This is a genomic window from Actinomadura hibisca NBRC 15177, assembly GCF_001552635.1.
In the GTDB taxonomy this organism is placed as follows: Bacteria; Actinomycetota; Actinomycetes; order Streptosporangiales; family Streptosporangiaceae; genus Spirillospora; species Spirillospora hibisca.
Window position 1 is genome coordinate 152091 of sequence record NZ_BCRO01000039.1, and the last position, 25477, is coordinate 177567.

General features: G+C 73.5%; 29 protein-coding genes. 11 read left to right on the forward strand and 18 right to left on the reverse strand.

Features of this window, described 5'->3' with window-relative positions; all coding sequences use genetic code 11:
- Positions 1-37 precede the first annotated feature (37 nt).
- The 9 genes from AH6_RS18985 to AH6_RS19025 all read right to left on the reverse strand — a co-directional run bounded on the left by AH6_RS18985 (position 38) and on the right by AH6_RS19025 (position 6375).
- Positions 38-439, reverse strand: a complete 402-nt coding sequence (locus tag AH6_RS18985; RefSeq protein ID WP_067481621.1) for an NUDIX hydrolase — start codon at positions 437-439, stop codon at positions 38-40.
- The gene (locus tag AH6_RS18990; RefSeq protein WP_067481623.1) at positions 436-1218 is read right to left on the reverse strand and encodes an amino acid ABC transporter ATP-binding protein; all 783 of its coding nucleotides are present in this window, start codon (positions 1216-1218) and stop codon (positions 436-438) included. The genes AH6_RS18985 and AH6_RS18990 overlap by 4 nt, the downstream gene beginning before the upstream one ends.
- A complete protein-coding gene (locus AH6_RS18995) occupies positions 1215-2105 on the reverse strand; it encodes an amino acid ABC transporter permease (protein ID WP_067481625.1) in 891 nt (296 codons plus the stop codon). Before AH6_RS18995 ends, AH6_RS18990 begins: the two co-directional genes overlap by 4 nt.
- 10 nt (positions 2106-2115) lie before the next feature.
- The gene (locus tag AH6_RS19000; RefSeq protein ID WP_067481627.1) at positions 2116-2988 is read right to left on the reverse strand and encodes an ABC transporter substrate-binding protein; all 873 of its coding nucleotides are present in this window, start codon (positions 2986-2988) and stop codon (positions 2116-2118) included.
- Positions 2989-3060: 72 nt separating this feature from the next.
- Positions 3061-3882: an SAM hydrolase/SAM-dependent halogenase family protein gene (locus AH6_RS19005; RefSeq protein ID WP_067481629.1), complete on the reverse strand. Its 822-nt coding sequence runs from the start codon at positions 3880-3882 to the stop codon at positions 3061-3063.
- Positions 3883-3986: 104 nt separating this feature from the next.
- Positions 3987-4313: a DUF202 domain-containing protein gene (locus tag AH6_RS19010; RefSeq protein ID WP_067481632.1), complete on the reverse strand. Its 327-nt coding sequence runs from the start codon at positions 4311-4313 to the stop codon at positions 3987-3989.
- Positions 4310-4699, reverse strand: coding sequence for a YidH family protein (locus tag AH6_RS19015; protein ID WP_067481633.1), 390 nt, complete (start codon positions 4697-4699; stop codon positions 4310-4312). Before AH6_RS19015 ends, AH6_RS19010 begins: the two co-directional genes overlap by 4 nt.
- A gap of 207 nt (positions 4700-4906) precedes the next feature.
- On the reverse strand, positions 4907-5500 hold the full coding sequence (locus AH6_RS19020; RefSeq protein ID WP_067481635.1) for a DUF2165 family protein: 594 nt from the start codon (positions 5498-5500) through the stop codon (positions 4907-4909).
- A gap of 248 nt (positions 5501-5748) precedes the next feature.
- On the reverse strand, positions 5749-6375 hold the full coding sequence (locus AH6_RS19025) for a MerR family transcriptional regulator (protein WP_067481637.1): 627 nt from the start codon (positions 6373-6375) through the stop codon (positions 5749-5751).
- 76 nt (positions 6376-6451) lie between these two features.
- On the opposite strand from AH6_RS19025, the gene AH6_RS19030 reads away from it, so the two are divergent.
- Positions 6452-7453, forward strand: a complete 1002-nt coding sequence (locus AH6_RS19030; RefSeq protein ID WP_245679376.1) for a redoxin domain-containing protein — start codon at positions 6452-6454, stop codon at positions 7451-7453.
- A 7-nt stretch (positions 7454-7460) separates the two neighbouring features.
- On the opposite strand, the gene AH6_RS19035 is transcribed toward AH6_RS19030, so the two are convergent.
- Positions 7461-9809, reverse strand: a complete 2349-nt coding sequence (locus tag AH6_RS19035) for a glycoside hydrolase family 3 protein (protein WP_067481639.1) — start codon at positions 9807-9809, stop codon at positions 7461-7463.
- Positions 9810-9931: 122 nt separating this feature from the next.
- Here AH6_RS19035 and AH6_RS19040 point away from each other — a divergent pair, with 122 nt between their 5' ends.
- Positions 9932-10549 (forward strand): TetR family transcriptional regulator, encoded by a 618-nt coding sequence (locus tag AH6_RS19040; RefSeq protein ID WP_067481640.1) that lies wholly within the window; start codon positions 9932-9934, stop codon positions 10547-10549.
- A gap of 48 nt (positions 10550-10597) precedes the next feature.
- Here the strand turns inward: AH6_RS19040 and AH6_RS19045 are convergent, their stop codons facing one another.
- Entirely contained in the window at positions 10598-11317 is a 720-nt protein-coding gene (locus tag AH6_RS19045) for an IclR family transcriptional regulator (RefSeq protein ID WP_083983150.1), read from the reverse strand.
- A 99-nt stretch (positions 11318-11416) separates the two neighbouring features.
- Here AH6_RS19045 and leuC point away from each other — a divergent pair, with 99 nt between their 5' ends.
- The 4 genes from leuC to AH6_RS19065 all read left to right on the forward strand — a co-directional run bounded on the left by leuC (position 11417) and on the right by AH6_RS19065 (position 14252).
- Positions 11417-12826 carry a 3-isopropylmalate dehydratase large subunit gene (gene leuC / locus AH6_RS19050; RefSeq protein WP_067481643.1) on the forward strand — a complete coding sequence of 470 codons (1410 nt, stop codon included), beginning with the start codon at positions 11417-11419 and terminating at the stop codon, positions 12824-12826.
- A gap of 15 nt (positions 12827-12841) precedes the next feature.
- On the forward strand, positions 12842-13429 hold the full coding sequence (gene leuD, locus AH6_RS19055) for a 3-isopropylmalate dehydratase small subunit (RefSeq protein WP_067481645.1): 588 nt from the start codon (positions 12842-12844) through the stop codon (positions 13427-13429).
- A gap of 141 nt (positions 13430-13570) precedes the next feature.
- Positions 13571-13816 carry an SCO5555 family protein gene (locus tag AH6_RS19060; RefSeq protein ID WP_067481763.1) on the forward strand — a complete coding sequence of 82 codons (246 nt, stop codon included), beginning with the start codon at positions 13571-13573 and terminating at the stop codon, positions 13814-13816.
- A gap of 157 nt (positions 13817-13973) precedes the next feature.
- On the forward strand, positions 13974-14252 hold the full coding sequence (locus AH6_RS19065; RefSeq protein WP_067481647.1) for an HU family DNA-binding protein: 279 nt from the start codon (positions 13974-13976) through the stop codon (positions 14250-14252).
- 69 nt (positions 14253-14321) lie between these two features.
- Here AH6_RS19065 and AH6_RS19070 read toward each other — a convergent pair whose 3' ends face one another.
- A complete protein-coding gene (locus AH6_RS19070) occupies positions 14322-14534 on the reverse strand; it encodes a hypothetical protein (protein WP_067481649.1) in 213 nt (70 codons plus the stop codon).
- A 10-nt stretch (positions 14535-14544) separates the two neighbouring features.
- Positions 14545-15216 carry a 2-phospho-L-lactate guanylyltransferase gene (cofC, locus tag AH6_RS19075; protein WP_067481651.1) on the reverse strand — a complete coding sequence of 224 codons (672 nt, stop codon included), beginning with the start codon at positions 15214-15216 and terminating at the stop codon, positions 14545-14547.
- 87 nt (positions 15217-15303) lie between these two features.
- Here cofC and AH6_RS19080 point away from each other — a divergent pair, with 87 nt between their 5' ends.
- From AH6_RS19080 to AH6_RS19095, 4 genes are read left to right on the forward strand one after another with little or no spacing between them, the layout of a single operon-like run.
- Positions 15304-16209 carry a lysophospholipid acyltransferase family protein gene (locus AH6_RS19080; RefSeq protein WP_083983152.1) on the forward strand — a complete coding sequence of 302 codons (906 nt, stop codon included), beginning with the start codon at positions 15304-15306 and terminating at the stop codon, positions 16207-16209.
- Positions 16210-16226: 17 nt separating this feature from the next.
- Positions 16227-17216 carry an NAD(P)H-dependent glycerol-3-phosphate dehydrogenase gene (locus AH6_RS19085; protein ID WP_067481765.1) on the forward strand — a complete coding sequence of 330 codons (990 nt, stop codon included), beginning with the start codon at positions 16227-16229 and terminating at the stop codon, positions 17214-17216.
- Between the two features lie 13 nt (positions 17217-17229).
- Positions 17230-18369 (forward strand): trans-sulfuration enzyme family protein, encoded by a 1140-nt coding sequence (locus AH6_RS19090; protein WP_067481652.1) that lies wholly within the window; start codon positions 17230-17232, stop codon positions 18367-18369.
- A 21-nt stretch (positions 18370-18390) separates the two neighbouring features.
- Entirely contained in the window at positions 18391-19500 is a 1110-nt protein-coding gene (locus tag AH6_RS19095; protein WP_067481653.1) for a D-alanine--D-alanine ligase family protein, read from the forward strand.
- 32 nt (positions 19501-19532) lie between these two features.
- On the opposite strand, the gene AH6_RS19100 is transcribed toward AH6_RS19095, so the two are convergent.
- Positions 19533-21407: a beta-propeller domain-containing protein gene (locus AH6_RS19100; RefSeq protein WP_067481654.1), complete on the reverse strand. Its 1875-nt coding sequence runs from the start codon at positions 21405-21407 to the stop codon at positions 19533-19535.
- 169 nt (positions 21408-21576) lie between these two features.
- On the opposite strand from AH6_RS19100, the gene AH6_RS19105 reads away from it, so the two are divergent.
- Positions 21577-22059 (forward strand): acetamidase/formamidase family protein, encoded by a 483-nt coding sequence (locus tag AH6_RS19105; protein ID WP_067481655.1) that lies wholly within the window; start codon positions 21577-21579, stop codon positions 22057-22059.
- On the opposite strand, the gene AH6_RS19110 is transcribed toward AH6_RS19105, so the two are convergent.
- The 4 genes from AH6_RS19110 to AH6_RS19125 are packed head-to-tail and all read right to left on the reverse strand — an operon-like array spanning position 22056 to position 25474.
- Positions 22056-22454, reverse strand: coding sequence for a carboxymuconolactone decarboxylase family protein (locus tag AH6_RS19110; RefSeq protein WP_067481661.1), 399 nt, complete (start codon positions 22452-22454; stop codon positions 22056-22058). The two genes, AH6_RS19105 and AH6_RS19110, sit on opposite strands and share 4 nt — an antisense overlap.
- On the reverse strand, positions 22447-23286 hold the full coding sequence (locus AH6_RS19115) for an NAD(P)-dependent oxidoreductase (protein WP_067481664.1): 840 nt from the start codon (positions 23284-23286) through the stop codon (positions 22447-22449). The genes AH6_RS19110 and AH6_RS19115 overlap by 8 nt, the downstream gene beginning before the upstream one ends.
- On the reverse strand, positions 23283-24017 hold the full coding sequence (locus AH6_RS19120; protein WP_067481666.1) for an SDR family oxidoreductase: 735 nt from the start codon (positions 24015-24017) through the stop codon (positions 23283-23285). Before AH6_RS19120 ends, AH6_RS19115 begins: the two co-directional genes overlap by 4 nt.
- The gene (locus AH6_RS19125; RefSeq protein WP_157431565.1) at positions 24014-25474 is read right to left on the reverse strand and encodes an aldehyde dehydrogenase; all 1461 of its coding nucleotides are present in this window, start codon (positions 25472-25474) and stop codon (positions 24014-24016) included. The genes AH6_RS19120 and AH6_RS19125 overlap by 4 nt, the downstream gene beginning before the upstream one ends.
- Positions 25475-25477 lie beyond the last annotated feature (3 nt).

The following is a 25477-nucleotide window of genomic DNA, read 5'->3' on the forward strand; positions in this document are numbered from 1 at the left end:
CTAGTTGATGATGTGGCGAAAGGCCGAGGTCGGCGGGCTAGGGAACGAGACCGTGCTCGATCGCCAGGTCCAGCGCGGCCTGCGAGGCGGGGGCCAGCAGGTCGCGTTCGGCGCGGTCCACGTAGCGGAGCTCGCTCACCTCGCCGGTCGGCGTGATGTCGCCGGTGAAGCCGGAGGTGAAGCACGCCATCCGCACGTGGGAGAAGGCGGGCTGGTCGTGCGCGGCCGCGCGCACGACGCCCAGCGCGCGGAACGAGCCCGCGTCCAGCTCCACCGCCAGCTCCTCGCGGACCTCCCGCGACACCGCCGTCCAGTCGTCCTCGCCGGGCTCGCGCTTGCCGCCCGGCAGGTACAGCAGGTCGCGGCCGCGCGAGCGCACCGCCAGCATCCGGCCGTCGCGGGCGTGCACCCAGGCGACCACGTCCAGATCGGTGCTCACAACCGTCGCGACTCCAGCACGCGTTGCAGGAACGCGCGGGTGCGGGGCTCGCGCGGCTCGGTGAACATCTGCTCGGCCGGACCGCGCTCCAGCAGCACCCCGTCCTGGAGGAAGCAGACGGTGTCGGCGATGTCGCGCGCGAAGCCCATCTCGTGGGTGGCCAGCACCATCGTCATGCCGGAGTCCTTGAGTTCGCGGATGATGCCCATCACCTCGGTCACCAGCTCCGGGTCGAGCGCGGAGGTGACCTCGTCGAGCAGCAGCAGGCTCGGTTCGCACGCCATGGCGCGGATGATCGCCACGCGCTGCTGCTGGCCGCCCGACAGCCGGTCGGGGTAGGCGTGCGCCTTGTCGGCCAGGCCGAAGCGGTCGAGCAGCTCGCGGGCGCGCGCCTCGGCGTCGCGCCGTGTCCACCGGTGCGCCCGCACCGGCGCCAGCGTGATGTTGTCCAGCACCGACATGTGCGGGAACAGGTTGTAGGACTGGAACACCATGCCGATGCGCCGGCGCACCTCGTCGGGGTCGGTGCCCACGTCGGTGATCTCGTCGCGGCCCAGCCAGATCGCGCCGTCGTCCACGGTCTCCAGCAGGTTCACGCAGCGCAGCAGCGTGGACTTGCCCGACCCGGACGCCCCGATCAGGCAGACCACCTCGTGCGGGGCGACCTCCAGGTCGACGCCGCGCAGCACGTGGTGGCCGTGGTAGTTCTTCCAGACGCCCTCGATCCGCAGCAGCGGCTCGGCGCCGGTGTCGGGCCCGGTCTGCTTGCTCGGCTTCACTTGCCGCCCCCTCCGGACGCGCGGCGGCGCTCGGCGCGCGCCGCGAGATGGTCGGTGAAGCGGGCCATTGGCACGGTCAGCGCGATGAACAACACAGCCGCGGCCAGGTACGGGGTGTAGTTGAAGGTCTCGGCCGAGTGGATCTGCGCCTGGCGCAGCGCCTCCAGCGGGCCGAGCACCGCCACCAGCGCGGTGTCCTTCTGGAGCGAGGCGAAGTCGTTCAGCAGCGGCGGCACGACCCGCCGCACCGCCTGCGGCAGCACCACGAAGCGCAGGCTCTGCGCCTGGCTGAGGCCGAGCGACCGGGCCGCCGCGCGCTGGCTCGGGTGGATGGAGTCGATGCCCGAGCGGAACACCTCGGCCACGTACGCGCTGTAGGACAACACCAGCGCGAACCCGCCCAGCACGGCCGGGCTGCTCGGCACGCCCTCCAGGCGCAGCGCGGGCAGCCCGAACCCGACCAGGTACACCAGCAGGATCGTCGGGATGCCCCGGAACACGTCGGTGTAGAGGGTCGCCAGGGCGCGCAGCGGGAAGAACAGCGGGTTGCGCAGGCCCCGGGCCAGCGCGACCAGCAGGCCCAGCACCAGGATGACCGGCTCGGCGAGCAGGAAGATCTGGACGTTCAGCCAGAAGCCGCTCAGCACGTCGGGGAACGCGGTGGCGAACTCGTCCCAGTCGAAGAAGGTCTCCTTGACGCGGGACCAGCCCGGCGTGGCGGTGAGCGCCACCGCGACGACCACCACGAACAGGATCGTGGAGGCCGTCGCGATGGAGCCCGAACGCACGCTCTGCCGCCGCTGGCGGCGTTCCCGGTCGAGCTGCCGGGCGCTCTTCACCCAGGCGGGGGCCGCCCCGGGCGGCGCGTCGTGGTCGGGTGCGGTCACTGGCGCACCGTCACTTCAGGACCGGGGCGCCCGCGGCCGCGGTCAGCCACCTGTCCTGGATCTTGGCCAGCTCGCCGGACGACTTCAGCTCGCCGATCGCCTTGTTGAGGCAGCCGACCAGCGTGTTGCCCTGCTGGAGGAGCAGGCCGAAGAACTCCTTGCCCGAGCCGCCGCCGACGTCGAACTGACCGACGATCTTGGAGCCCTCGACCTGGGCGGCGGTGACGTAGAAGGCGCTCGGCAGGTCCAGCACCGCCGCGTCCACCTGCTTGCCCTTCAGCGCGTTGACCACGTCGATCTGGCTGTTGAACACCTTCGGGTCGTCGCCCGGCTTGATCTGGTCGCGGACCGCCTGGAGCGAGGTGGTGCCGACCTGCACGCCGATCTTGGCGTCCTTCAGCTCGGCCAGGCTCTTGGCCCCGGCGAACTTGCCGTTGCCCATGGTGACCACGCCCTGGCGCACGTCGTAGTAGCCGTCGGAGAAGGTCACGGCCTTCTGCCGGGCGGGGGTGACCGAGATCTGGTTGATGTCGAAGTCGAAGTTCTTGGGACCGGGCGCGTAGGAGGCGTCGAACGACTGCGTCACCCATGTGACCTCGTTCTTGGCGAAGCCCAGCTTGCCCGCCACCGCGTAGGCGACCGCGCTCTCGAAGCCCTCGCCGTTGGACGGGTCGTTGTTCTTGAACCACGGCTCGAAGGCGGGCTTGTCGGTGGCGACGGTGAGCTGCCCGGCCTTGACCAGCTTGAGCTGGTCCTTGGCGCAGGAGGCGGGCGAGGCCGACGCGCCGGAGGAGGACGAGTCCTCCTGCGGGGCGCAGGCCGTGGCGGCGATGGCGAGCGCGGCCACCCCGGCGAGGGCGGTCAGCAGGGAACGGCGGGCCATGGCGGGCCTCCAGCGGGTCGGGCCTGTCCGGTGGTGCGGACGGTCAGCGGTGCGGATGGTGCGGGTGGGGTCTCAGGTGGTGCGGAGGGTCAGGGCGCCGGTGGCGACCAGGCCGAAGCGGGCGTTGGCCGCGCCCTGGTTGATCGCGAAGCCGAGGCGGCCGGAGGAGTCGACCCACACCAGCGGCTCGCCCGGGGCGACCGCGCCGAAGGTCTCGGCGAACGGCACCCGCGCCGAACGCTCCGCGCCGTCGGCGGCGGTCCAGGTCAGTTCCAGTTCGGTGCCGTAGGGCAGGTCGCCGAGCGCGGCGGTCAGGTCGGCGCGGTCGGCCGACAGGATCAGGCTGCCGAACTGGTCGGCGTACAGCACGGTCGTGGTCAGCACGCCGTCGCCGACCTCGGGGGTGGGCAGCGCCAGCTCCATCGGCGCGGCGGCCGGGCCGAGGTCGGCCAGGTCGACGCCCCCGGCGACGTGCGCGGCGGCGGGCGCGAAGATGTCGCGGCCGTGGAAGGAGGTGGAGACGGCGGGGAGCCGGTAGGCGGGGTTCTCCAGCAGGTGGGCGCGGCGGACGCCGCCCAGCGCCTCGGCGGCCGGGACCAGCAGCCCGTTGTCGGGGCCGATCAGCACGTCGCCGCGGCCGGTCTCGACGCCGATCGGGTGGCGCGGGGTGCCGACGCCCGGGTCGACGATCCCGACGTGCACGCCCGCGGGCAGGTACGGCAGCGCCTGGCGCAGCAGCAGCGCGCCCTCGACGATGGCGTACGGGGTGATCTCGTCGCTGAGCACCAGCACGTTGGCCGACGGGGCGATCGAGTACATCACTCCGGCGCAGATCGCGCTGTAGGCGTTGCCGAAATCGGTGGCGAGACTGATGAACGGGCGGGATTCGGACACAGAGAAGCCTCAGACCTGCGAAAACAATGAAGAGCGAGAGTAAAGCCTACCAAGACGGTAGAGAGTCGGCGGACCCGGCACGGCCCTCGGAACCCTTCCGGTGATCACGTCAGTGCGAACACCGTCCCCGTTATTCCCAGGCCGACCGTGACGGCGGTGGCCACCAGGATCGAGACCGGGTCGGCGACCGGCCGCCCGGCCGCCAGCATCCGGTGCCGCCTGCGGTGCCGCCGCCCCGCGCGGCGCAGTTGCAGCGCCGCCGCGCCGCACACCGCCGCGCCCGCCAGCCCCGCCCCGGTCGCGGTGGGCGCGAACCGCACGCACACCAGGCCCGCCACGATCAGCGCGAGCACGGTGCGGGACCAGGCCAGCGCGGTGCGCTCGGGTTGCGCCCCGTGGTCCCACAGGGCCCGGGGCGCGCGCGGGCTCATCGGGCGGCCAGCAGCGCCACCAGCAGGACCACCGCCGCGATCGCCAGCCCGTAGGACAGGACCGGCGCGAGCGCGGGCAGCGGCAACGTCTCGGCCCGGCGCAGCGCGCGCTCGGTGCGCAACCAGCGGCGGAACGCCAGCGCCGCGACCAGCGCCCCGGTGGCCGACAACCCGGCCGCCAGCCCCGTGCGCAGCGGCCCGGCCACCAGGTGGTCGCTGAGCGCCAGCCCGATCCCACCGGCGATCATCGCCAGCGCGGTGCGGATCCAGGCCAGGAACGTGCGCTCGTTGGCCAGCGTGAAGCGGGGGTCGGGGTCCTCGCCCTCGGCCAGCAGGCGGTCGTGCCACCTGCCGGACGGCGGGCCCGGGGGGTCCATCGCGGTCATCGGCGGTTCACTCTGCAATGTCGAAGGGCGGGGCTTGAAGGGTGGGGCGGAGAACGCGGGCGCGGGTCGGGGGTGAAGTCGCTTCATATTAGGCGACGGCTTTTGCTGGGTAATTCCTATATGGCAAGCAGGAATTGTTTTCCGGAGACGCCGAAGGCCGGGCCGCCCGCGTGCGCGCGAGCGGTCCGGCCGGAGCGGACTTCCAGGTCAGGACTGCTTGACGGCCTTCTTGCCGCCGGTCTTTTCCACGACGGTCTCAACGAGGCGGTCATTGGCGAGCGTGAGGTAGATCAGCACACCGCCGATGTAGGTGCACAGCCGTACCGCGTCGGGAATGCCGTTCCAGGTCTCGTTCATCCACATGCCGAACCATTCCCCGGCGACGGCCTGGAAACCGAAGAACCAGAGGAACAGGCCGAGCGTGCAGCCGACGACGCCCCACTTCTTGGTCTCGCGGTACACCGCGTCGGGCGCGCGCAGGGCGCGGGCCTGCTTCCAGGCCGACACCAGGCAGGAGACCATGATGGCCGCCTCGGTGATGATCACGCCGACGTAGGCCAGGTGGTGGAACCAGGTCCACGGGACGGACCGGTAGTTGATGTTGCTGACCTCGCGCAGCGAGGGCTTCTGGGCGTCCATCGCGAAGACGTGCGAGACGAAGTTGAAGTTCGTCCAGTAGTCGGTGAGATTGCCGAACACGACGAACAGGGCGAAGCCACCGACGGTGAAGGTGAGCAGGGCCTTGCTGGCGCGGATGAACCACGTGGTGTCGAAGCTCCGCGCCGGGGTGGGATGAGCCATCAGAGGTGTTCCTTGTGCTCGCGGGACTGGAGGGGGTCCCGTCGTTCAGCGCAAGAACATCCACTCCGGGACCCGGTGCGCCCGACCTTGCCTACGGCTCCCCGGCGGGAGTCCGTGACGGACGCGGTCCACTGGCTCCACCGCTGGAGGCGGCGTCGCGGGCCCCGGTGGCCTGAGGTGTGACCTGCGGTTCCCATGATACGGGATGGGCGACGTGAAATCGGACACAATGCCCTGGACGTCGCACCTCAGCCGTCGAACCGCCGCGCGGACGCGTCCTCCTGGGCGAGCCGGTGCAGGGCCGTCAGCACCTGCTCGTACAGGACGGTGGACACCAGCATCGAGTGCACGGTCCGGGTGCGCGGCTCGCCGTCGGCGACGCGGGCGATCTCGTGCTCGGCGACGTCGGTGGCGGCCCGCACGTAGGGCCGCAGGTCGGCCAGGGTGATCGGGAAGCCGAGGCGGCGCAGCGCCACGAAGGTCTGGGCGAGCAGGTCGCGGGCCGGGGCCCGCTCGGTGACGCGCCAGCCCAGCTCGCCGATCAGCGCGTCCACGTCCTGCCGGGCGGCGCGCCAGTGCGGGTCGTCGGGCGGGCTGATGTGCGGGCCCAGCGCGTACTGCGTGGTGCCGAACAGCCCGTGCAGCCCGGTGTCCTCGTCCTCGATCGCCATGACGATCTTCTGGATGGCCGAGACCGGCAGGTCGCCCAGCTCGCGCAGCGCGCGGATCAGCCGCAGCCGCTCCAGGTGGGAGCGGTCGTAGCTGGCCCGGGTGGCACCGGCCAGCGTGCCCTTGGGCAGCAGGCCCTCGCGTATGTAGAACTTGATCGTCTGCACGGTGAGCCCGCTGCGGTCGCTCAACTCGGAGATCAGCATCCGGTTACCCCCTTGACTGGATAGTAGTTCTATCCAACTATTGGATATCGCCACTATCCAACAAAGAGGGGGCGCCGTGTTCACCGCCGTGACCGCCGACCGCGACTTCGATCTCGACGCACGTCCGGACGCGCGGGGGCGCCTGCTCGCCCCGCTCGACCGCCCCCTGCTCGGCTGGGAGCGCAAGCCGCACGGCTGGTGCCGGGGCGAAGCGTGCCTGCCCGCCTTCCGCGCAGCCGAGGCCGAGACGCCGGACGGGGTGGACGTGGCCGCGTTCGCCGGGCTGACCGGCCAGGTCGCCGTCGTCGACGAGGCCGAGCGCGCCGTCGCGTTCGCCGACAAGCCGCAGGGCCCCGCCACGGGTCTGGCACCGGACTTCACCCTGGACGGCGTCTCGCTCGCCGACTTCCGGGGCCGCAAGGTGGCGCTGGTGTTCTGGGCGTCCTGGTGCGGGTGCCGCTACGACCTGCCCGCCTGGCAGGAACGGCACGCCGCCCTCGCCGAGCACGGCTTCACCGTCGTCACCATCGCCTGCGACCGGTCCCCGGAGGACGCCCGCCCGTGGATCGAGGAGGCCGCGCCCGCCCACCCCGCGCTGATCGACGCCGAGGGCGCGGTCGCGGAGCGGTACGACGTCGTCAACGTCCCGACCGTGGTGTGGGTGGACGAGCAGGGCCGCGTCGCCCGCCCCCAGGAGACCCAGACCGCCACCGACCTGTTCCGGTCGATGAACGGCCTGGACTCCGAGGCGTCCTACGCCGCGCTGCGCCGCTGGGTGCTGGAGGGCGACGCCGGGCTGACCGCCGAGCAGGCCCGCGAGCTGCTGCGCGTCCCCACCGAGGACGAGCAGCGCGCCCGCGCCCACGCCCGCCTGGCCATCTGGCTGGCCCGCGACGGCCGCCGCGAAGCGGCCCTGCGCCACGTCGGCGCGGCCGCCGCGCTCGCCCCGCACGACGTGGCGATCCGGCGCGGCCTGATGCCGCTGACCGGCGAGGACCCCTTCGGCGACGCCTACTTCGCGCTGCGCGAGGAGCTGGAGAAGGCGGAGATCCCGCTCTACCGCCCCCTCGACCTCTGATCCTCCGTCAGGCCCGGGTCTCCAGGCGCAGGTCGGCGATCGACCGGCCCGCCTGGAGACGGGTGGCGGACGCGGGCAGCCGCTCGTCCAGCTCGACGCGCACGGTCGTGCTCTCACCGGCGGAGACGTCGGCCACGGCGAAGCCCGCCAGGCGGATCGGCACGCCCTCGCCCGAGGCGTAGACCTGGACGACCTCGCGTCCGTCACGCCCGCCGGAGTTGCTGATCGTCACTTCGGCGACGCCGCCCGACACCGTCAGCGCCTCGTACTCCCAGGTCGTGTAGCCGAGGCCGTGCCCGAACGGGAACGCCACGTCCTCGGGGGAGTAGTGCCGGTACCCGATCGCGGTGCCCTCGGCGTACTCCAGCACGCCGTCCTTCGGCCACGGCAGCAGGATGTTCTCCTCGCTCGCCGGGAACGTGGTGGGCAGCCGCCCGCCCGGCTCCCGCGCACCGGCCAGCACGTCGGCGATCGCGCCGCCGCCCTCCTGGCCCGGCAACCACGCCCACACCAGCGCCGCGACTTCGTCGCGCCAGGGCATCAGCACGGGCGAACCGGCGTTGACCACGACGACGGTGCGGGGGTTGGCGGCGGCCACCGCCGACACCAGCTCGTCCTGGCGGCCCGGCAGCGCGAGCGTCGTGCGGTCGAAGCCCTCGCTCTCCACCTCGTCGTTGGTGCCGACCAGCACGACCGCCACGTCGGCGGCGCGGGCGGCGGCGACGGCGGCGGCCAGCTCCTCGTCCTCGGGCAGGTGCGGCTCGAAGTAGTTGACGCCGAAGGTCGCCGCGCCGAACAGCGCGCCCGGGTCCACGGTGTGGACCAGCTCCAGCGCCAGCTCGGTGCCCGCCTGCTGCTCGGTCTCCACGCGCAGCTCCGGCGGGGCCAGGAACGCCATGAACGGGTCGTCGCCCTCGGGCCGCACGTCCAGCTCGTGCACCTGCTCGCCCAGCGTGAGCACGTAGCGGCCGACGCCCGCCACCGCGAACGTGTGGACGCCCGACGCCGCCACCCGCACCTTCGCCGCCACCGCGATCTTGACGGTGCCCTCCGGCAGGCCCTCCATGAACATCAGCTTGGTCGCGGCGCGCGCCTCCGACTTCACCACGCCGCCGTCGGCGTCCAGGTAGGTCACCCGCACGCCGCGCTCACCGGTCTCGGGGTCGGTGCACAGGCCGATCGGGAGCGGGGCGAGGCGCTCGTGCGGGTAGACGCCCGCGTGCACCGAGAACTCGGCGTCGCCGAACACCTCGCGCAGGCCCTCCTCCGGCAGCACCTGGTCGGCCGGGTTGACGTGCGCGCTGCCGCCGCCCTGCGCGCCGAAGCGGCGCACGTTCGGGCCGATCAGCGCGATCCGGCGCGGCGCGGCCAGCGGCAGCGCGCCGCCCTCGTTGCGCAGCACGACCATGGACCGAGCGGCCAGCTCGCGCAGTTGCGCGCGGGCATCGTCGGGGGTAGTGACGCCCGCGGGGACGTCGTAGCCCTCCAGCGCGCCGGTGCGGGCGGCCAGACGCAACACGCGCAGCACCTTGTCGTCGATCAGCTCCTCGGCGACCTTGCCGTCACGGACGGCTGCGACCAGCTTGTCCTTCCAGTGGTTGGCCGGGCCCAGCAGCCCCGGCATCTCCAGGTCCATGCCCGCCTCGGCGCTGGCCACGGTGGAGCCGATGGCGAACCAGTCCGACACCACGACGCCGTCGAAGCCCCAGGTGTTCTTGAGCACGTCGGTGAGCAGGTGCCCGTGCTCGGTCATGGTCGGGCCGTTGACCGCGTTGTAGGCGGCCATGACCGCCCACGCGCCCGCCGACACCGTCTCCCTGAACGGCCGCAGGTACAGCTCGTCGAGCGTGGTCTCGTCGATGATCGCGTCGTAGGAGTTGCGCTCGGTCTCGGAGTCGTTGCCGACGTAGTGCTTGACGGTCGCGGCGACGCCCGCCGACTGCACGCCGCGCACGAAGCCCGCGCCGATCCGCGCGACCAGCAGCGGGTCCTCGGCGTAGTTCTCGAAGTGCCGCCCGCCGAGCGGGGTGCGGTGCAGGTTGATGGTGGGGGCGAGCTGCATGTGCACGCCCTTGTCGCGGGCCTGCGCGCCGTTCAGCCGCCCGGTGCGCTCGGCGGCGGCCGTGTCCCACGTCGCGCCGAGCGAGGTGGCGCTCGGGAACAGCAGGCTGTGCTCGCGCTCGTCCCAGCGGGTGCCGCGCACGCCGCTCGGGCCGTCGGACATGACCAGCTTCCGCAGCCCGATCTTCGCCATGGGCGGCAACGTCCAGAAGTCGGCCCCGGTCAGCAGCGTGACCTTCTCCTCCAGGCCGAGCCTGGCGAGCCGCGCGCGCAGATCGGATTCGTCGATGGTCATCGGGCCTCCTTGACGTACGGGCGGAGATCGCCGCTCTGCGGCGACTCTATGCCCGCTTACCGAGTAGTCGGTAGGTTTGTTATTCGTACGTTACTCATATCGGCTGCGTAGAGTGGGGGACCGTGGCGACCAGGACGGACCGGCGGCGCGGCTACGCCTCCGGCGACGCGCGACGCGAGCAGATCCTGCACGTGGCGATGCAGGAGTTCGCCGAGAACGGCTACCGGGGCACCTCGCTGGCGCGGGTCGCCGAGCGCGCCGGGCTTTCGCAGCCCGGCCTGCTGCACCACTTCCGCACCAAGGAGCAACTGCTGATCGCGGTGCTGGAGTTGCGTGACCAGCGCGACGTGGAGCGGTTCTTCGACGACGCCGGGCGGCCGCCGCCGGGGCTGGACCTGCTGACGGGCATGGTGCGGCTGGTCGAGCACAACGCGCGCACGCCCGAGCTGGTGCGCCTTTTCACTGTGCTCACCAGCGAGGCGGTCACCAACGACCACCCCGCCCGCGCGTGGGCCCGCACCCGCTACACCCGCACCCGCGCGCAGATCGCCCAGGCGCTGCGCGAGGCGGCGGCACGGGGGGAGTTGCGGCCCGGCCTGGACGCCGAGGCGCACGCGTCCCGGATCATCGCGCTCATGGACGGGCTCCAGACGCAGTGGCTGCTGGACCCCGAGCACGTGGACATGCCCGCCCTCTTCCGCGACCACCTGGAAGACCTGCTGGCGGCTCTGCGTCCCTAAAGCACGAAGGCCCGCCCCTGCGCAGGGACGGGCCGGGGGCGGGGGACGTCAGCCGGTGGTGCGGCGCATCCCCTCGGAGATCTTCTCGGCGGCGGCCATCACCGGCCCGGCGTGCAGCCGCCCGGGGGAGCGGGTCAGCCGCTCCAGCGGCCCCGACACCGACACCGCCGCGATCACCCGGCCGCCCGCGCCCCGGATCGGCGCCGACACCGAGCCCACGCCCTGCTCGCGCTCGCCCACGCTCTGCGCCCAGCCCCGCCGCCGCACCGACGCCAGCGTCGTCGCCTCGAACTTGGCCCCGCGCAACCCCCGGTGCATCCGGTCGGGCTCCTCCCACGCCAGCAGCACCTGCGCGGCCGACCCCGCCGTCATCGGCAGCGCCGCCCCCACCGGGACGGTGTCGCGCAACCCGCTGGTCCGCTCGGCGGCGGCCACGCACACCCGCACGTCGCCCTGCCGCCGGAACAACGACGCGCTCTCGCCCGTCAGGTCCCGCAACTGCGCCAGGATCGGCTGCGCCATCGCCAGCAGCCGGTCCTCGCCCGCCGCCACCGCCAATTCGGCGAGGCGCGGGCCCAGGATGAACCGCCCCTGCGTGTCGCGGTGCACCAGCCGGTGGTGCTCCAGGGCGACGGCGAGCCGGTGCGCGGTGGGCCGGGCCAGACCGGTGGTCTGCACGAGCTGCGCCAGCGAGGCCGGACCGGCCTCCAACGCGTTCAGCACCAGCACCGCTTTGTCAAGTACGCCGACTCCGCTAGAGTTGTCCATGTCTTGATATTGCCGTCTCGTAATTTGAGATGCAAGTCGAGGTCCCCGTGACGGGCGGCGCAGCGGAGCGCCGCCGCCGACATCAGGTGAGGTGGAGCGATGGGCCGCACATTGGCCGAGAAGGTGTACGACGCGCACGTCGTGCGACGTGCCGAGGGCGAACCGGACCTGCTCTACATCGACCTGCACCTGGTGCACGAGGTGACCAGCCCGCAGGCGTTCGACGGGCTGCGGCTGAACGACCGCCCGGTGCGCCGCCCCGACCTGACGATCGCCACCGAGGACCACAACGTCCCCACCACCGACCTGCTCAAGCCGATCGCCGACCCGGTGTCGCGCACGCAGGTGGAGACGCTGCGCAAGAACTGCGCCGAGTTCGGCATCCGGCTGCACCCGATGGGCGACGCCGGGCAGGGCATCGTGCACGTCATCGGCCCGCAGCTCGGCCTGACCCAGCCCGGCATGACGGTGGTGTGCGGCGACTCCCACACCTCCACCCACGGCGCGTTCGGCGCGCTGGCCCACGGCATCGGCACCAGCGAGGTCGAGCACGTGCTGGCCACCCAGACGTTGCCGCAGGTCAAGCCCAAGATGATGGCCGTCACCGTCGAGGGCGCGCTGCCCGCCGGCGTCACCGCCAAGGACCTGATCCTGGCGATCATCGCCGAGATCGGCACCGGCGGCGGCCAGGGCCACATCATCGAGTACCGCGGCGAGGCCGTCCGGTCGCTGTCGATGGAGGGCCGCATGACGGTCTGCAACATGTCCATCGAGGCCGGGGCCCGCGCCGGGATGATCGCCCCCGACGAGACCACCTTCGAGTACCTGAAGGGCCGCCCGCACGCCCCGCAGGGCGCCGACTGGGACGCCGCCGTCGAGTACTGGACGTCCCTGCGCACCGACGACGACGCGGTCTTCGACAGGGAGGTGGTGATCGACGCCACCACCCTGACCCCGTTCGTCACCTGGGGCACCAACCCCGGCCAGGGCCTGCCGCTCGGCGACAGCGTGCCCGACCCCGCCGCCTACGCCGACCCCGACGAGCGCCAGGCCGCCGAGCGCGCGCTGGAGTACATGGGCCTGACGGCGGGCACCCCGCTGCGCGACATCGCCGTGGACACCGTCTTCGTCGGCTCCTGCACCAACGGCCGCATCGAGGACCTGCGCGCCGTCGCGGGCGTGCTGGCGGGCCGCCGGGTCGCCGACGGCGTCCGCATGCTGGTCGTCCCCGGCTCGATGGCGGTCAAGGAGCAGGCCGAGGCCGAGGGCCTGCACGAGGTCATCGCCGCCTCCGGGGCCGAGTGGCGCGAGGCCGGGTGCTCGATGTGCCTGGCGATGAACCCCGACAAGCTCACCCCCGGCGAGCGCAGCGCCTCCACCTCCAACCGCAACTTCGAGGGCCGGCAGGGACCCGGCGGCCGCACCCACCTGGTGTCGCCCGCCGTCGCCGCCGCCACCGCCGTCCGCGGCCGCCTGGCGGCGCCCGCCGACCTGCCCGCCGACCTGTAAGGGAGCCCGGAAGCCATGGAAGCCTTCACCGCCCACACCGGGCGCGCGGTCCCGCTGCGCCGCAGCAACGTGGACACCGACCAGATCATCCCGGCGGTCTGGCTCAAGCAGGTCAGCCGCACCGGCTTCGACAAGGGCCTGTTCTCGGCCTGGCGCGAGGACCCGGGGTTCGTGCTGAACAAGCCCGAGTACCAGGGCGCCAGCGTGCTGGTGGCCGGGCCCGACTTCGGCACCGGCTCCTCCCGCGAGCACGCCGTCTGGGCCCTCCAGCAGTACGGGTTCCGCGTGGTCATCGCCCCGCGCTTCGGCGACATCTTCCGCAACAACGCCACCAAGATGGGGCTGCTGCCGGTCGTGCTGCCCGCCGAGACCGTCGAGGCCCTCCAGTCCCGCGCCGAAAGCGACCCCCAGGCCGAGATCACCGTCGACCTGGACAGGCGGGAGGTGCGCGCCGGGGACCTGACGGCCCCGTTCGAGATCGACGACTACACCCGCTGGCGGCTGCTGGAGGGCCTGGACGACATCGGCCTGACCCTGCGGCACGCCGACGACGTCACCGCGTTCGAGAGCGCCCGCCCCGGCTGGCTGCCCACGACCGTGTGACCCCGCCGGTCAGCGCCCGGTCAGGCTCCTGACCTGGGGATCCGCCGGAAACCGGTACCCCGGGTGGTCGGGCGTGCCCGCGCACCGAGGACAATTCCTGGTGTGCGAGGGCACGCTCGACCGTCGTGAGGGGGCATGCGCGTGAGCACGGTCCCGTGGACCGGACCGGAGTGGGACGACCCGGCGCTGACCCGCCTGGCGCGGCGGCTGCGCGAGGCGCACCGGCTCGTCGCGCCGCTGCCGCCGGAGCCCCGCAGGCGGCTGATCAGGCACCTTCTGGCGATCACCGACCTGGCCAAGCGGGACGCCGACCTGGCCGCCCGCCGACTGGACGCCTTCATCGCCGACCACGGAGCCGATTTTCGCCGGGCGCCCGGTGCCCGATAGCGTGCGTGGTGGCCGGATTCGGTCCGGCGCCCGGCGAGACGGGGGCGAGGCCGACAAAAACGCCTGCGACACGGGAACTCTTCCGTGGGGGTGATTGTGTCGGTGCCTGGGCTCCCTTAGTTTCGTTCGGGCAAGGGGGGAACTAGAGGAGTAACCCATGAACAAGCGTGAGCTGGTGGACGCCATCTCCGAGCGGCTCGGCAGCAAGAAGGCCGCCGCCGAGGCCGTCGATGCCATCCTGGAGACGATCCAGACCGCCGTCGCCAAGGGCGACAAGGTCGCGATCACCGGGTTCGGTTCGTTCGAGAAGGCCGACCGGCCTGCCCGCACGGCCCGGAACCCGGCGACGGGCAAGACCATCGACGTTCCCGCGACGTCCGTGCCGAAGTTCAAGGCCGGCGCCGACTTCAAGAACCTGGTGGCCGGCAAGAAGTAGGGGCACTTCCCGCGGCGGCGCCCGGGACCGGAGCGATCCGGTCCCGGGCGCTGTTGTGTTTCTGAGGCCCTAGGCGGGACGGTCGGGGAGCGGGAAGGTCGCCAGGGTGATCACCCAGACGGCGCCGTCGCGCAGCGCCAGCCGCACCCGCTGGCCCCAGCGCAACATCCGCAGGCCGCCCGCGTCGAAGGCCGCCGCGTCGAAGGGCAGCTCGGTCCCGTCGTCGAGCAGCACGCTGCCCGACCGGGTCTCGGCGTCATAGGTGCGCACGGTCGCCTGCATGGGCGCAACCTTAGGCGAACGAGCCCGAGGCGGGCAGCAGCGCCGCCACGGCGGCGGTGCGGGGGCCGAGGCCCAGCGCCAGCGCCGCCTTCAGGTCGTCCAGGGTGTCCACGTCGCGGCGCACGCTGTCGATGCCGTCGAGCAGCAGCTCCCGCGCCCCGCGCGACCGGTGCGCGGCCCGGGACTCGCCGCCGAACGCGGGCGCGAACGGCACCCCCGGGCGGGCCGTGTAGAGCGTGGTGCCGATCCCGGCGGCGTCCGGAACGAACGCCTCGGGGGCCGCTGCGGCGGCGTCCAGCACCCGCGCCAGCTCCTCGGGCCGCAGCGCGGGCAGGTCGGCCGACAGCGCGCCCACCCCGGCGTCGGGGGACCACTCGCGGCCGCGACCAGCGCCGTAGACCAGCGCCGGGTTCAGGCCCACGTCGGGCTCGTCGGGGACGACCCGCGCGCCCAGCGCCGACAGCTCGGCGGCGGCCAGCGGGTCGTCGGTGACCACGATCACATCGCGGACCCGGGCGCAGCGCAGCGCCGCGCCGACCGTGTCGGTCGCCACGGCCAGGGCCAGCGCCTCGCGGTGCGGCCCGGCGGCCTCGGCCATGCGGGTCTTGGCCCGCGCCAGCACCTTGACGGGCACCACGAGCGACCACGGGAGAGAAGGCGCCTCGCGCTCTGCGGTAAACATGTCAGCTCGACACTATGCGCTCCCAACCGCGACACTTGAGGACACCCCACGTCCGGCGCGGGGATTCGGATCGAGGAGGGAAGGGCCGTGAGCGAGGGCTATTCGCCGGCCTGGCGGCGGTTCACGATCGTCATCCTGCGCCCGCTGCTGTACGGGCTGCTCAGGCGGGACTGGCGCGGCCGGGGCAACGTGCCCCGCACCGGCGGCGTGATCATCGCGGCCAACCACATCTCCGAGTCCGACCCGCTGGCGCTCGCCCACTTCGTCTACGAGTCCGGCCGCTACCCCGTCTACCTCGCCAAGTCCACGCTGTTCGAGGTGCCGGTGCTCAAGGCGATCCTGCGCGGCACCGGCCAGATCCCCGTCTACCGCGACAGCGCCGACGCGGCGCTGGCGCTGCGCGACGCCGAGGCGGCGCTGCGGCGCGGCGAGTGCCTGATGTTCTACCCCGAGGGCAGCTGCACCCGCGACCCGGAGCTGTGGCCGATGACCGGCCAGACCGGGGTGGCGCGGATGGCGCTGAAGACCGGCGCCCAGGTCGTCCCGGTGGCCAGCTGGGGCGCGCACGAGCTGCTGCCCTACAAGAAGGGCGAGCAGAGCGGGCTGCGCGGCAGGCTGAAGAAGGGGTTCCACCCGATCCCGCGCAAGACCATGCGGGTGGCGGCCGGACCGCCGGTGGACCTGTCGGCCTACGCCGGGGAGCCGCTCACCAAGGAGACCCTGCACCGCGCGACGGCCGAGATCATGCACGCGATCGCCGGGCTGCTCGGCGATCTGCGCGGCGAGGAACCGCCCCGGCAGCTCTACGATCACCACAGGGTCCGGGAGGAGCGCCGCGCCCCGTCCGCCGACCCGGTGGCCGCGCCCGACGCGGCCGTCTCGGCGGCCGCCGAGCGCGAGGCCGAGCGCGAGGCCGGGAGCGCGCCGGAGGCCGGGGCCGGGCAGGTCGCTCGGGGCCAGGACCGCGACGCGAAGGGCAAGGAGGTCACGTGACGTTCCGCACCGCCGTGATGGGGGCCGGGTCGTGGGGGACCACGTTCGCCAAGATGCTGGCCGACGTGGGCGGCGAGGTCACCCTGTGGGGGCGCCGCGCGAGCGTCGTCGAGGCGATCGACGAACGGCACGAGAACCCCGACTACCTGCCCGGCATCCTGCTGCCCGACGGGCTGCGCGCCACCACCGACCCCGCCGAGGCGCTCGCCGGGGCCGACTTCGTCGCGCTCGCCGTCCCGGCGCAGACCCTGCGCGAGAACCTGGGCGCCTGGGTGCCGCTGCTGCCGCCCGAGGCGGTGCTGGTCAGCCTGATGAAGGGCGTGGAGCTCGGCACCACCCGCCGCATGTCGGAGGTGATCGCCGAGGTCGCGCAGGTCCCGGCCGAGCGGGTCGCGGTGTTCTCCGGCCCCAACCTGGCCCGCGAGATCGCCGCCGGGGAGCCGAGCGCGGCGGTGTCGGCGTGCGTGGACCAGGACAACGCCGAGCGCCTCCAGGCCGCCACCATGACCCCCTACTTCCGCGTCTACACCAGCACCGACGTGATCGGCGTCGAGCTGGGCGGCGCGGTCAAGAACATCGTGGGCCTGTGCGTGGGCATGTCGGTCGGGCTGGGCTTCGGCGCCAACACCCAGGCGCTGCTGATGACGCGCGGGCTCGCCGAGATCGCCCGGCTGGGCGCGGCGCTGGGCGCCGACGAGCACACCTTCGCCGGACTCGCCGGGATGGGCGACCTGATCGCGAGCTGCTCCTCGCCGCTGGCGCGCAACCGCACCTTCGGCGAGAACCTGGGGCGCGGCATGTCGCTGGAGGAGGTCGTCGCGGTCACCAAGCAGACCGCCGAGGGCGTCAAGTCGGCCGAACCGGTGCTGGAACTGGCGCGCAAGCACAACGTGGAGATGCCGATCACCGAGGCGGTGGTCAACGTGCTGCACCGCGACGTGCCGATCAAGGAGGCGGCGATCTCGCTGATCTCGCGTTCCCCGAAGCCGGAGCGCTACGGAGTGTGACAGACTGTGCGCGATGCGTACGGACATCCGCGCCTCAGGTGAGAACACCCGCGCCGCCCACCTGCCGACCGGCGGCCTGCCGGGCGAGCCCGGCGACGCGTTCGCCGCGGGGCTGGCGGCCCTGGAAGGGCACCGCCTCGGCGAGCCCGTCGGCGGGCAGGCGTTCGCGTCCGGCACCGCCGCCGCCACCGCCGTCTTCCTGGCGTTCGCCGGCGCGGGCGCGCACGTGGTCGCGCCGCACTCGGCGTCCGGCGCCGTCCGCGCCCTGCTGACCGGCCCGCTGGCCCGGTTCGGCGTGCAGGCCACCTTCGCCGACTTCACCGACCCGGCGGCGGTCGGCGCGGCCCTGCGGCCCGCCACCCGCCTGGTCTGGGCCGAGACGCTGGCCGGGCCCGCCGCGCCCGCCGACCTGCCCGCGCTGGCCGCCGTCGCGCGCCAGGCCGGGGCGGTCCTGGCCGTCGAGTCCACCTGGGCCACGCCGGTGGTGTGCCGCCCGCTGGAGCACGGCGCGGATCTCGTCGTGCACACCGCCACGCCCTACCTCGGCGGCCACGGCGGCGCGGTCGTCGCCCGTCCCGCGCGGCTCGCGGAGGTGCGGCGCGTCCACGCCGCGACCGGCGCGGTGCTCGCGCCCGGCCAGGCGCAGGCGTTGCGCCGCGCGCTCGCCACGCTGCCGCTGCGGGTGCGCCGCCACTGCGACACCGCCAGCATCGTCGCCGCCGCGCTGGCCCGGCACCCGGCCGTGGCGTCGGTGGCCTACCCCGGCCTGCCCGGCCACCCCGGCCACGGCCTGGCGCGCGAGCTGTTCGACGCCGGGCCCGAGGGCACCCGCTTCGGCGCGGTCGTCGTGCTCACCCCGCGCGGCGGTTCCGAGGCCGGGCCCGCGCTGGTGGAGGCGCTGGGCGCGGCCGACGTCTCCGGCGGCGCCCGCACCGAGGCCGTCCACCTGGCCTCGACCACCTACCGGCACCTGGACGCGGCGGGGCTGGCCGCCGCGGGCGTCGAGCCCGGCGCGGTGCGCCTCGCCGTCGGGCTGGAGGACGCCGACGACCTGATCCGCGCCCTCACCCACGCGTTGGACGCCGTCGCGCGGGCCGCCGGGCAGGTGCCCCGGTCCCGGCCCGCCGAGCCGCTCGTGGCCGACCCCGGCTGATCGGCGGTAGGGTCGGGCATCATGTCCCAGGCTTCAAAGATCCGCGTGGCGGTGGTGTTCGGCGGGCGCAGCTCCGAGCACGCCATCTCCTGCGTCACCGCCGGCGCCGTCATGGCCGCCATCGACCGGGACCGCTACGAGGTGGTGCCGGTCGGCATCGCCCGCGACGGCCGCTGGGTGCTGGCCCCCGCCGACCAGCGGCTGGCCATCGAGGACGGGCGGCTGCCCGAGGTGAGCGGCGCGGGCCGCGCGCTGGCGCTGCCGTTCGACCCCGACGCCGCCGGGCTGCTGGTGGTCGAGCCGGACCGGGTGCCCGAGACCCTCGGCCAGGTGGACCTGGTGCTGCCGGTGCTGCACGGCCCCTACGGCGAGGACGGCACGATCCAGGGCCTGCTGGACCTGGCCGGGATCCGCTACGTCGGGGCCGGGGTACTGGCCAGCGCGGTCGGCATGGACAAGGGCTTCATGAAGCTGGTGTGGCAGGCCCGCGGCCTGCCGGTCGGCCCGTACGTGCTGGTGGGCGACCGCGAGTGGCGGCGCGAGCGCAAGCGCAAGCTGGACGAGATCAAGGAGCTGGGCTTCCCGGTCTTCGTCAAGCCCGCGCGCGCCGGGTCGAGCATGGGCATCACCCGCGTCACCGCCGAGCAGGACCTGGAGGCGGCCGTCGAGACCGCCCGCGAGCACGACCCCAAGGTCATCGTGGAGGCCGCGATCGTCGGCCGCGAGATCGAGTGCGGGGTGCTCCAGGGCGTCGGCGACGACCCGCCCGAGGCGAGCCTGCCCGCCGAGGTGCTCACCTCCGGCGACCAGGACTTCTACGACTTCGAGACCAAGTACCTCGACTCCGCCACCACCCTCGCGATCCCGCCGGACCTGCCGTCCGCCGCGATCGAGGAGGTCCAGCGCATCGCCGCGCAGGCGTTCGACGCGCTGGACTGCGAGGGCCTCGCGCGGGTGGACTTCTTCCACACCCCCGACGGGCGCTGGATCCTCAACGAGATCAACACCATGCCCGGCTTCACCCCGGCCTCGGCGTTCCCGCAGATGTGGGCGGCCACCGGCCTGGACTACCCGGCCCTGGTGGACCGCCTGATCCAGACCGCGCTGAACCGCCCGCTCGGCCTGCGCTGACCGGCCTGCGCTGACCCGCCTGCGCTGATTCCTCAGTAGGCGAGCCACGTCCCGGCGCGGACCGTGCCGGTGGTGGTTTCAGTGGCGCGGGCGCCGTCGGGGGAGAAGGTCCACAGCGTGTCGCCGACCATCAGTGATCGCGTGATGGAGTCCTGGCGGCCGGGGTGGGCGATCTCGCCGACGCGGCGGACCGCGTCGCCGTCGATCTTGAGGACCAAGGCGCGGGCGGTGCCGTCGCCGGTGGTGTGGCCGCGCACGGGCAGGACCGTCAGGCCGGTCTTGGGCCAGTACAGGAAGGCGTGCGGGTCGAACTCGGCGTCGCTGCCGGTCCTCGGCAGGTGGTGCACGCCGACGCGGCGGGGCGCGGCCGACACGTCGAAAAGCGACACCTGTGTGCCCTTGACGCGGCCCTGGGAGTCGGCGTCCTGGCCCACGCCCAGCAGGCGGCCCGGGGCGGTGGGGTGCAGGTAGGCCGAGTATCCGTTGATCTTCAGTTCGCCGGTGACGCGGGGCTTGGCGGGGTCCTTCAGGTCCACGACGTAGAGCGGGTCGGTCTGGCGGAAGGTCACCACGTAGGCGGCGGTGCCGAGGAAGCGCACCGAGTAGATGCGCTCGCCCTTGCCGAGGCCGTCGATGGTGCCCACCGTTTTCAGCGCGGAGCCGTCGCGGCGCAGGACGCGGACGGCGCTCTGCGAGCGGCCGCCGGTGGCCCCGGGGACGGCGTTGCCGCTGGTGGTGGCGACGCGCAGGTGCGTTCCGTCGTCGGACATCGAGTACTGGTTGAGCAGGCCGCCGGGCACCGAGCCGGACGCCTCGTAGCGGGGCCGCCCGGTGCCGGGCAGGCTGAACATGTGGATGTCGGTGCGTTCGTCCGGCTGTGCCTGCTGGGGTCTGCCGTTCCAGATGAGCGGGCGCGGTGGAGTGCCGGTGACGTACAGGGCGCGGCCCGTCGCGTACACGGTCTGGCCTTCGGCGGCGACCGAGACCGGGTCGGGGTCGCCCAGGGGGCGGGTCAGGTCGAGGGTGAGGACGGTGAGCACGCTGGTGCCGGTGGCCCCGGCGGCGTGGCTGACCCGGTCGCAGGGGACGGTGGTCTTGCTTCCGTTGCCCACCTGGAAGGAAGGCAGCCAGGCGCTGAGCGGTGCTTTGCGGACGATGGCGCGGTTGCGCTCGACGGCCTGCTGCTCGGCACCGCGTCCGTGGGGCAGGGACGGGAACTCGATGGTCGGGGTGCTGCGGATGACGACGCGCGCGGTCGCCCCGGTCTGGCGGGCGTCCACGTAGGCGGCGTCGCCGGTCATCGAGCCGACGACCTTCGGGGTGCCGGAGAGGTCCACCAGCGTCAGCCGCGTCAGCTGGCGGGCGGGGCCGTACAGGGGGCGTGCCGCTCCGAATTGCGGGAACTCGTCCGACAGCACCAGCACACGGTCACCGTGCAGGAGCAGGCGCGGGTCGCCGCCTGTTGAGCCGGAACCCGGCAGGGCCAGTTTGTGCACGACCTTGCGGGTGGCGGGGTCGATGACGTTCAGGCGGCCCTGGGCGACGGTGACGATGCGGCGGCCGTCGGTCTTGACCTGGTCGGGCTCGTCGGCGTCGGCCTCGTGGGCGTTGGTGCGCGAGTGCTCGGGCGGCGGCCCGGACGGCGCCGCTTGCTCGGCACGGGCCGCGGCGCCGGGGGGCACCGCGCCCTGGGCGTCGGACTTCTCCACGGTGAGAGCGCCGAGCCCGTACGGGGTGACCTGCTTGGCGGTCGCCTCACGCAGGCCGTCCAGCAGGTCGGAGCAGCCGTCGTAGGCGACCAGCCGCATCGGCGGGGCGGTCACCGGAGGACGGCCGCCGTCCTTGGTGGCGCAGCCCGCCACCAGCAGGGGGACGGCGAGGGCCGGGGCGAGGACGCGGGCGCTCATGGACGTTGGACGTGGGCGGTGCGCGACCGGTTCCTCCGGATTCCTACGAGTTCCGCGAGGCCGGTGATGTTCGCGTGACGGAAGCTTCAGACCGCTGAAACAGCTCGGAAACAGGGCTTTCGGCAGGATCGGAGCATCAGCGGAACCGACCGGAAGGACCTTCGTCCCGATGCCCTCGCTCGCCCCCGCCGCCCCCGCCGCTCTCGGCCAGGACCGCTGGCACCCCGACATCCCGGCGGCCGCGGAGGTGATCACGGGCGGCTCGGCGCGGCTGCTGTGCGCGGGCGGGCCGCTGGTGGTGGTCGGCGCCGAACCCGGCGACGTGATCGTGGTGGACGTGCTGGCCGCCGGGACCGGCGGCGCGCCCGCGCCGTCCGGGCACCCGGCCCTGATCGGCTGCGCCCCCGGCCCGGCGCGCGGCGCGCGGATCGGCTCGTGCGCGATCGCGCGGCTCACCGCCGGGGCGCGCGTCCTGCTGCCGGTGCACGTGCCCGGCGCGGAGCTGTCGGTGGGCGGCCTGCACCTGCCCAGTGCGGTGGGGGAGTGCCGCCCGGTGGCGGAGGGCTGGATCGACCTGCGGGTCAACCTGACCCGGCGCGGGGTGGAGCGGTTCGGGGTGAGCGGGCCGATCCTGATGACCTCGCCGCTCTAGCTGTCCGTGCCCTCCTCACGGGCCTCGCGCTCCTTGCGTTCGCGCCGCTCGCGCTTGGCGATGAGGGTGTCCACCTGCACGCTCAGCCGGGAGCCGAGCGGCCAGCCGACGTAGTGGGTCAGGAAGATCGCGATCTCGCGCAGCTCGTCGGGGGACAGCTCGCCGTTGTCCAGGGCGGCCGGGAGCTGGATGTCGAGCACGTCGTTGAGGCCCTGCCCGGCGAGCATCCCGATGAGCAGCAGCCGCCGGTCGCGCAGGCCGAGGCCGTCGCGGGTCCAGATGTCGCCGAACAGGTGGTCCACGGTGATGCCGAAGAAGTCGCCGGGCGCGTCGCCCATCTCCCAGCCGTAGACCTGGCGCATCATGTCGAGGCCGCGCCGCCGCCGCTCATCCATCGGTGTCCTCCGGGAGGCCGAGTCCGGCGGCGAAGCGGTCCAGGGCGAGGCGGGCGAGCGGGACGTCCACGTCCAGCTCGTCGGCCAGCTCCAGGGCGAACGTCAGGTCCTTCTCGCCCAGCGCCCGGACGTGCCGCATGATGTCGTACAGGTCGTCGCCGGGGGCCAGCGGCGCGGTGCTCGGCCGCAACATGATCGAGCCGGGCCCGCCGGTGATCGCGTCGGTGTGCCGCACGACCCGGCCCAGCTTGCGCAGCGACACCCCTGACGCCTCGGCCAGGCGCTGCGCCTCGGCGGCGGCGGTGAACGCCACGAAGTGCAGCAGGTTGCGGGCCAGCTTGGTGCGGGTGCCCGCGCCGACCGGGCCCATGTGCAGCACCAGCTCGGCCCATGCGCCGAACGGCTCGCGGCACCGCTCGAAGGCGGCGTCCGAGCCGCCGACCATGACGGCGAGGGTGCCCGCGCTCGCGCCCATGAACCCGCCGCTGACCGGCGCGTCCACCACCTCCACCCCGTGCGGGCGGGCGCGCGCGGCCAGGTCCTCGGCGGTGCGGGCACGGATGGTGGAGTGGATCGCGAGCACGGTCCCGGGGCGGGCGGCGGGCAGCAATTCGTCGGCGACCTGCTGCACCTGTTCGTCGTCCCGCACCATGATCGAGATCAGCTCGGCGTCGCGGGCGACGTCGGCCACGTTCGCGGCGGCGCGCGCCCCCCGTTTCACCAGGTCGGTCATCGCCTCCGGGCGCGCGTCGTAGACGACCAGCCCCTTCCCGGCCAGGTGCGCGGCCATCGGCGCGCCCATCTGGCCGAGGCCGACGAACCCGACGCTCATGCGCGGAACACCTCGCCGCCGTCCACGTTGACGATCTGCCCGGTCACCCAGGCGGCCGCGTCCGACAGCAGGAACAGGCACGCGCCGACCAGGTCCTCGGGGGTGCCCATGCGCTTGAGCGCCATCCTGTCCCGCACGATCTTCTGCGACATGTTCCCCGGCACCACCGTGCGGTTGGCCTCGGTGTCGATGGGACCGGGCGCGATGGCGTTGACGCGGATGCCGAGCGAGCCCAGCTCGTGCGCGAGTTGCTGGGTGAGGCCGTTGACGCCGACCTTGGCCAGGCCGTAGAAGCCGGAGTACTGCCAGGCGGCGGTGGAGGACTGGTTGACGATCGACCCGCCGCCGCGCGCCTGCATGTGCGGCACGACGGCGCGGGCGCACAGCAGCGCGCCGTCCATGTTCACCGCCATGAACCGCTTGTAGTAGTCCCAGTCCACGGTGAACAGGAAGTCCAGCTTCATGGTGCCGAAGATGGCGGCGTTGTTGACCAGGTGGTCGACGCCGCCGAACCGTTCGGCCGCCGCCGCGGCCATCGCCTCGACCGACGCCGGGTCGGACACGTCGGTGCGGACGAACAGGCCCTTGACGTCGTCGGCGACGGCCTGCCCGCGCTCGTCCACGTCGGCGACCACGACGTGCGCGCCCTCCGCCGCCAGCGCCCGCGCGTACGCCTCGCCGATGCCGCCCGCCGCGCCGGTGACGATCGCGACCTTCCCCTCGAACCTCATGTGGTGCCCTCCGCGATCGCCTTGGTCTCCAGGTACTCCTCGAACCCGGCCACGCCCATCTCGCGGCCGACGCCCGACTGCTTGTAGCCGCCGAACGGGACGTCCGCGCCGTACCAGACGCCGCCGTTGACGCTGACGGTCCCGGTGCGCAGCCGCGCCGCGACCGCGCGGGCCCGGTCGACATCGCCGCCGTGCACCGCGCCCGACAGCCCGTAGGGGGAGTCGTTGGCGACGCGGACGGCGTCGTCGTCGCCGTCGTGCGGCAGGATCACCAGGACCGGCCCGAAGATCTCCTCCCGGACGGTCCGCGCCTGCTCGGGGAGGCCGGTGATGAGCGTCGGCTCGATCCAGAACCCCCGGTCCCGGTCCGCGGGCCGCCCGCCGCCGCAGGCGAACGCGCCGCCCTCCTTGAGCGCCAGCTCCAGGTATCCCTCCACGCGCTCGCGCTGCCGGGCCGAGATGACGGGCCCGCAGATGGTGGAGTCGTCCTGCGGATCACCTGGGCCGAGCTTGCGCAGCGTCTTCGCCGTGATCTCGACGGCCTCGTCGTACCGGGCGCGCGGCACCAGCAGCCGCGTGGTGATGGCGCAGCCCTGCCCGGCGTGGGTGACGCCCGCGAACGCCGCGTACGAGCAGGCCGCGCGCAGGTCGGCGTCGTCCAGGACCACGAACGCCGACTTTCCGCCCAGCTCCAGGAAGACCTTCTTGAGGGTCTCGGCGGCCGAGGCCATCACCGCGCGTCCCGTCGCGGTGGACCCGGTGAACGACACGAGGTCCACGCGCGGGTCGCGCGCCAGCCGCGCCCCGATGCCGTGGTCGGAGGAGGTCACCACGTTCACGACCCCGGGCGGGATGTCGGTCTCCTCGGCGATCAGCACCCCGAGCGCGGCCGCGCACCAGGGCGTGTCGGGCGCGGGCTTGAGCACGACGGTGTTGCCCGCCGCGAGCGCGGGCCCGACCTTGGCCAGGTTGATCTGGTGCGGGAAGTTCCACGGCGTGATGGCGGCGACCACGCCGACCGGCTCGCGCACGACCCGGCGCAGGCTCGGCATGCCCATGGGCTCGGCGCGGCCGAGGTCGGTCTCCCAGGCGTAGGACTCGGCGAGGTCGGCGAACCAGCCGAGGTCGTCCACGGGGGCGTCGAGCTGGGCGCCGAAGGTGAGGAAGCGCGGCGCGCCGACCTCCCGGATCGTCAGTTCGCGCAGCTCGCCGGCGTGCCGTCGCAGGGCCTCGCGCAACTGCCGGAGGCAGCGCACGCGGAAGGCGACGTCGGTGGCCCAGGAGGACTCGTCGAACGCGCGCCGGGCGGCGGCGACGGCGACCTCCAGGTCCGCCGCGTCGGCGTCGGCGGCTTCGCCGAGCACCTCCTCGGTCGCGGGGTCGAGGGTGGGGAAGGCGCCGCCGGAGCCGGGGACCAGCCGACCGTCCAGCAGCAGCGGGGACGGACTGTCAAGCAAGCG

Bases quoted from the DNA above. Each gene is read 5' to 3' on its own strand.
- AH6_RS19015 (WP_067481633.1), bottom strand. From the start codon at position 4,699: ATGACCGCGATGGACCCCCCGGGCCCGCCGTCCGGCAGGTGGCACGAC.
- AH6_RS19000 (WP_067481627.1), bottom strand. From the start codon at position 2,988: ATGGCCCGCCGTTCCCTGCTGACCGCCCTCGCCGGGGTGGCCGCGCTC.
- AH6_RS19035 (WP_067481639.1), bottom strand. From the start codon at position 9,809: ATGACCATCGACGAATCCGATCTGCGCGCGCGGCTCGCCAGGCTCGGC.
- AH6_RS19065 (WP_067481647.1), top strand. From the start codon at position 13,974: ATGAACAAGCGTGAGCTGGTGGACGCCATCTCCGAGCGGCTCGGCAGC.
- leuC (WP_067481643.1), top strand. From the start codon at position 11,417: ATGGGCCGCACATTGGCCGAGAAGGTGTACGACGCGCACGTCGTGCGA.
- AH6_RS19085 (WP_067481765.1), top strand. From the start codon at position 16,227: ATGGGGGCCGGGTCGTGGGGGACCACGTTCGCCAAGATGCTGGCCGAC.
- AH6_RS19025 (WP_067481637.1), bottom strand. From the start codon at position 6,375: ATGCTGATCTCCGAGTTGAGCGACCGCAGCGGGCTCACCGTGCAGACG.
- AH6_RS19120 (WP_067481666.1), bottom strand. From the start codon at position 24,017: ATGAGGTTCGAGGGGAAGGTCGCGATCGTCACCGGCGCGGCGGGCGGC.
- AH6_RS19090 (WP_067481652.1), top strand. From the start codon at position 17,230: ATGCGTACGGACATCCGCGCCTCAGGTGAGAACACCCGCGCCGCCCAC.
- AH6_RS19020 (WP_067481635.1), bottom strand. From the start codon at position 5,500: ATGGCTCATCCCACCCCGGCGCGGAGCTTCGACACCACGTGGTTCATC.
- leuD (WP_067481645.1), top strand. From the start codon at position 12,842: ATGGAAGCCTTCACCGCCCACACCGGGCGCGCGGTCCCGCTGCGCCGC.
- AH6_RS19070 (WP_067481649.1), bottom strand. From the start codon at position 14,534: ATGCAGGCGACCGTGCGCACCTATGACGCCGAGACCCGGTCGGGCAGC.
- AH6_RS19100 (WP_067481654.1), bottom strand. From the start codon at position 21,407: ATGAGCGCCCGCGTCCTCGCCCCGGCCCTCGCCGTCCCCCTGCTGGTG.
- AH6_RS19110 (WP_067481661.1), bottom strand. From the start codon at position 22,454: ATGGATGAGCGGCGGCGGCGCGGCCTCGACATGATGCGCCAGGTCTAC.
- cofC (WP_067481651.1), bottom strand. From the start codon at position 15,216: ATGTTTACCGCAGAGCGCGAGGCGCCTTCTCTCCCGTGGTCGCTCGTG.
- AH6_RS19010 (WP_067481632.1), bottom strand. From the start codon at position 4,313: ATGAGCCCGCGCGCGCCCCGGGCCCTGTGGGACCACGGGGCGCAACCC.
- AH6_RS19045 (WP_083983150.1), bottom strand. From the start codon at position 11,317: ATGGACAACTCTAGCGGAGTCGGCGTACTTGACAAAGCGGTGCTGGTG.
- AH6_RS19105 (WP_067481655.1), top strand. From the start codon at position 21,577: ATGCCCTCGCTCGCCCCCGCCGCCCCCGCCGCTCTCGGCCAGGACCGC.
- AH6_RS19095 (WP_067481653.1), top strand. From the start codon at position 18,391: ATGTCCCAGGCTTCAAAGATCCGCGTGGCGGTGGTGTTCGGCGGGCGC.
- AH6_RS19115 (WP_067481664.1), bottom strand. From the start codon at position 23,286: ATGAGCGTCGGGTTCGTCGGCCTCGGCCAGATGGGCGCGCCGATGGCC.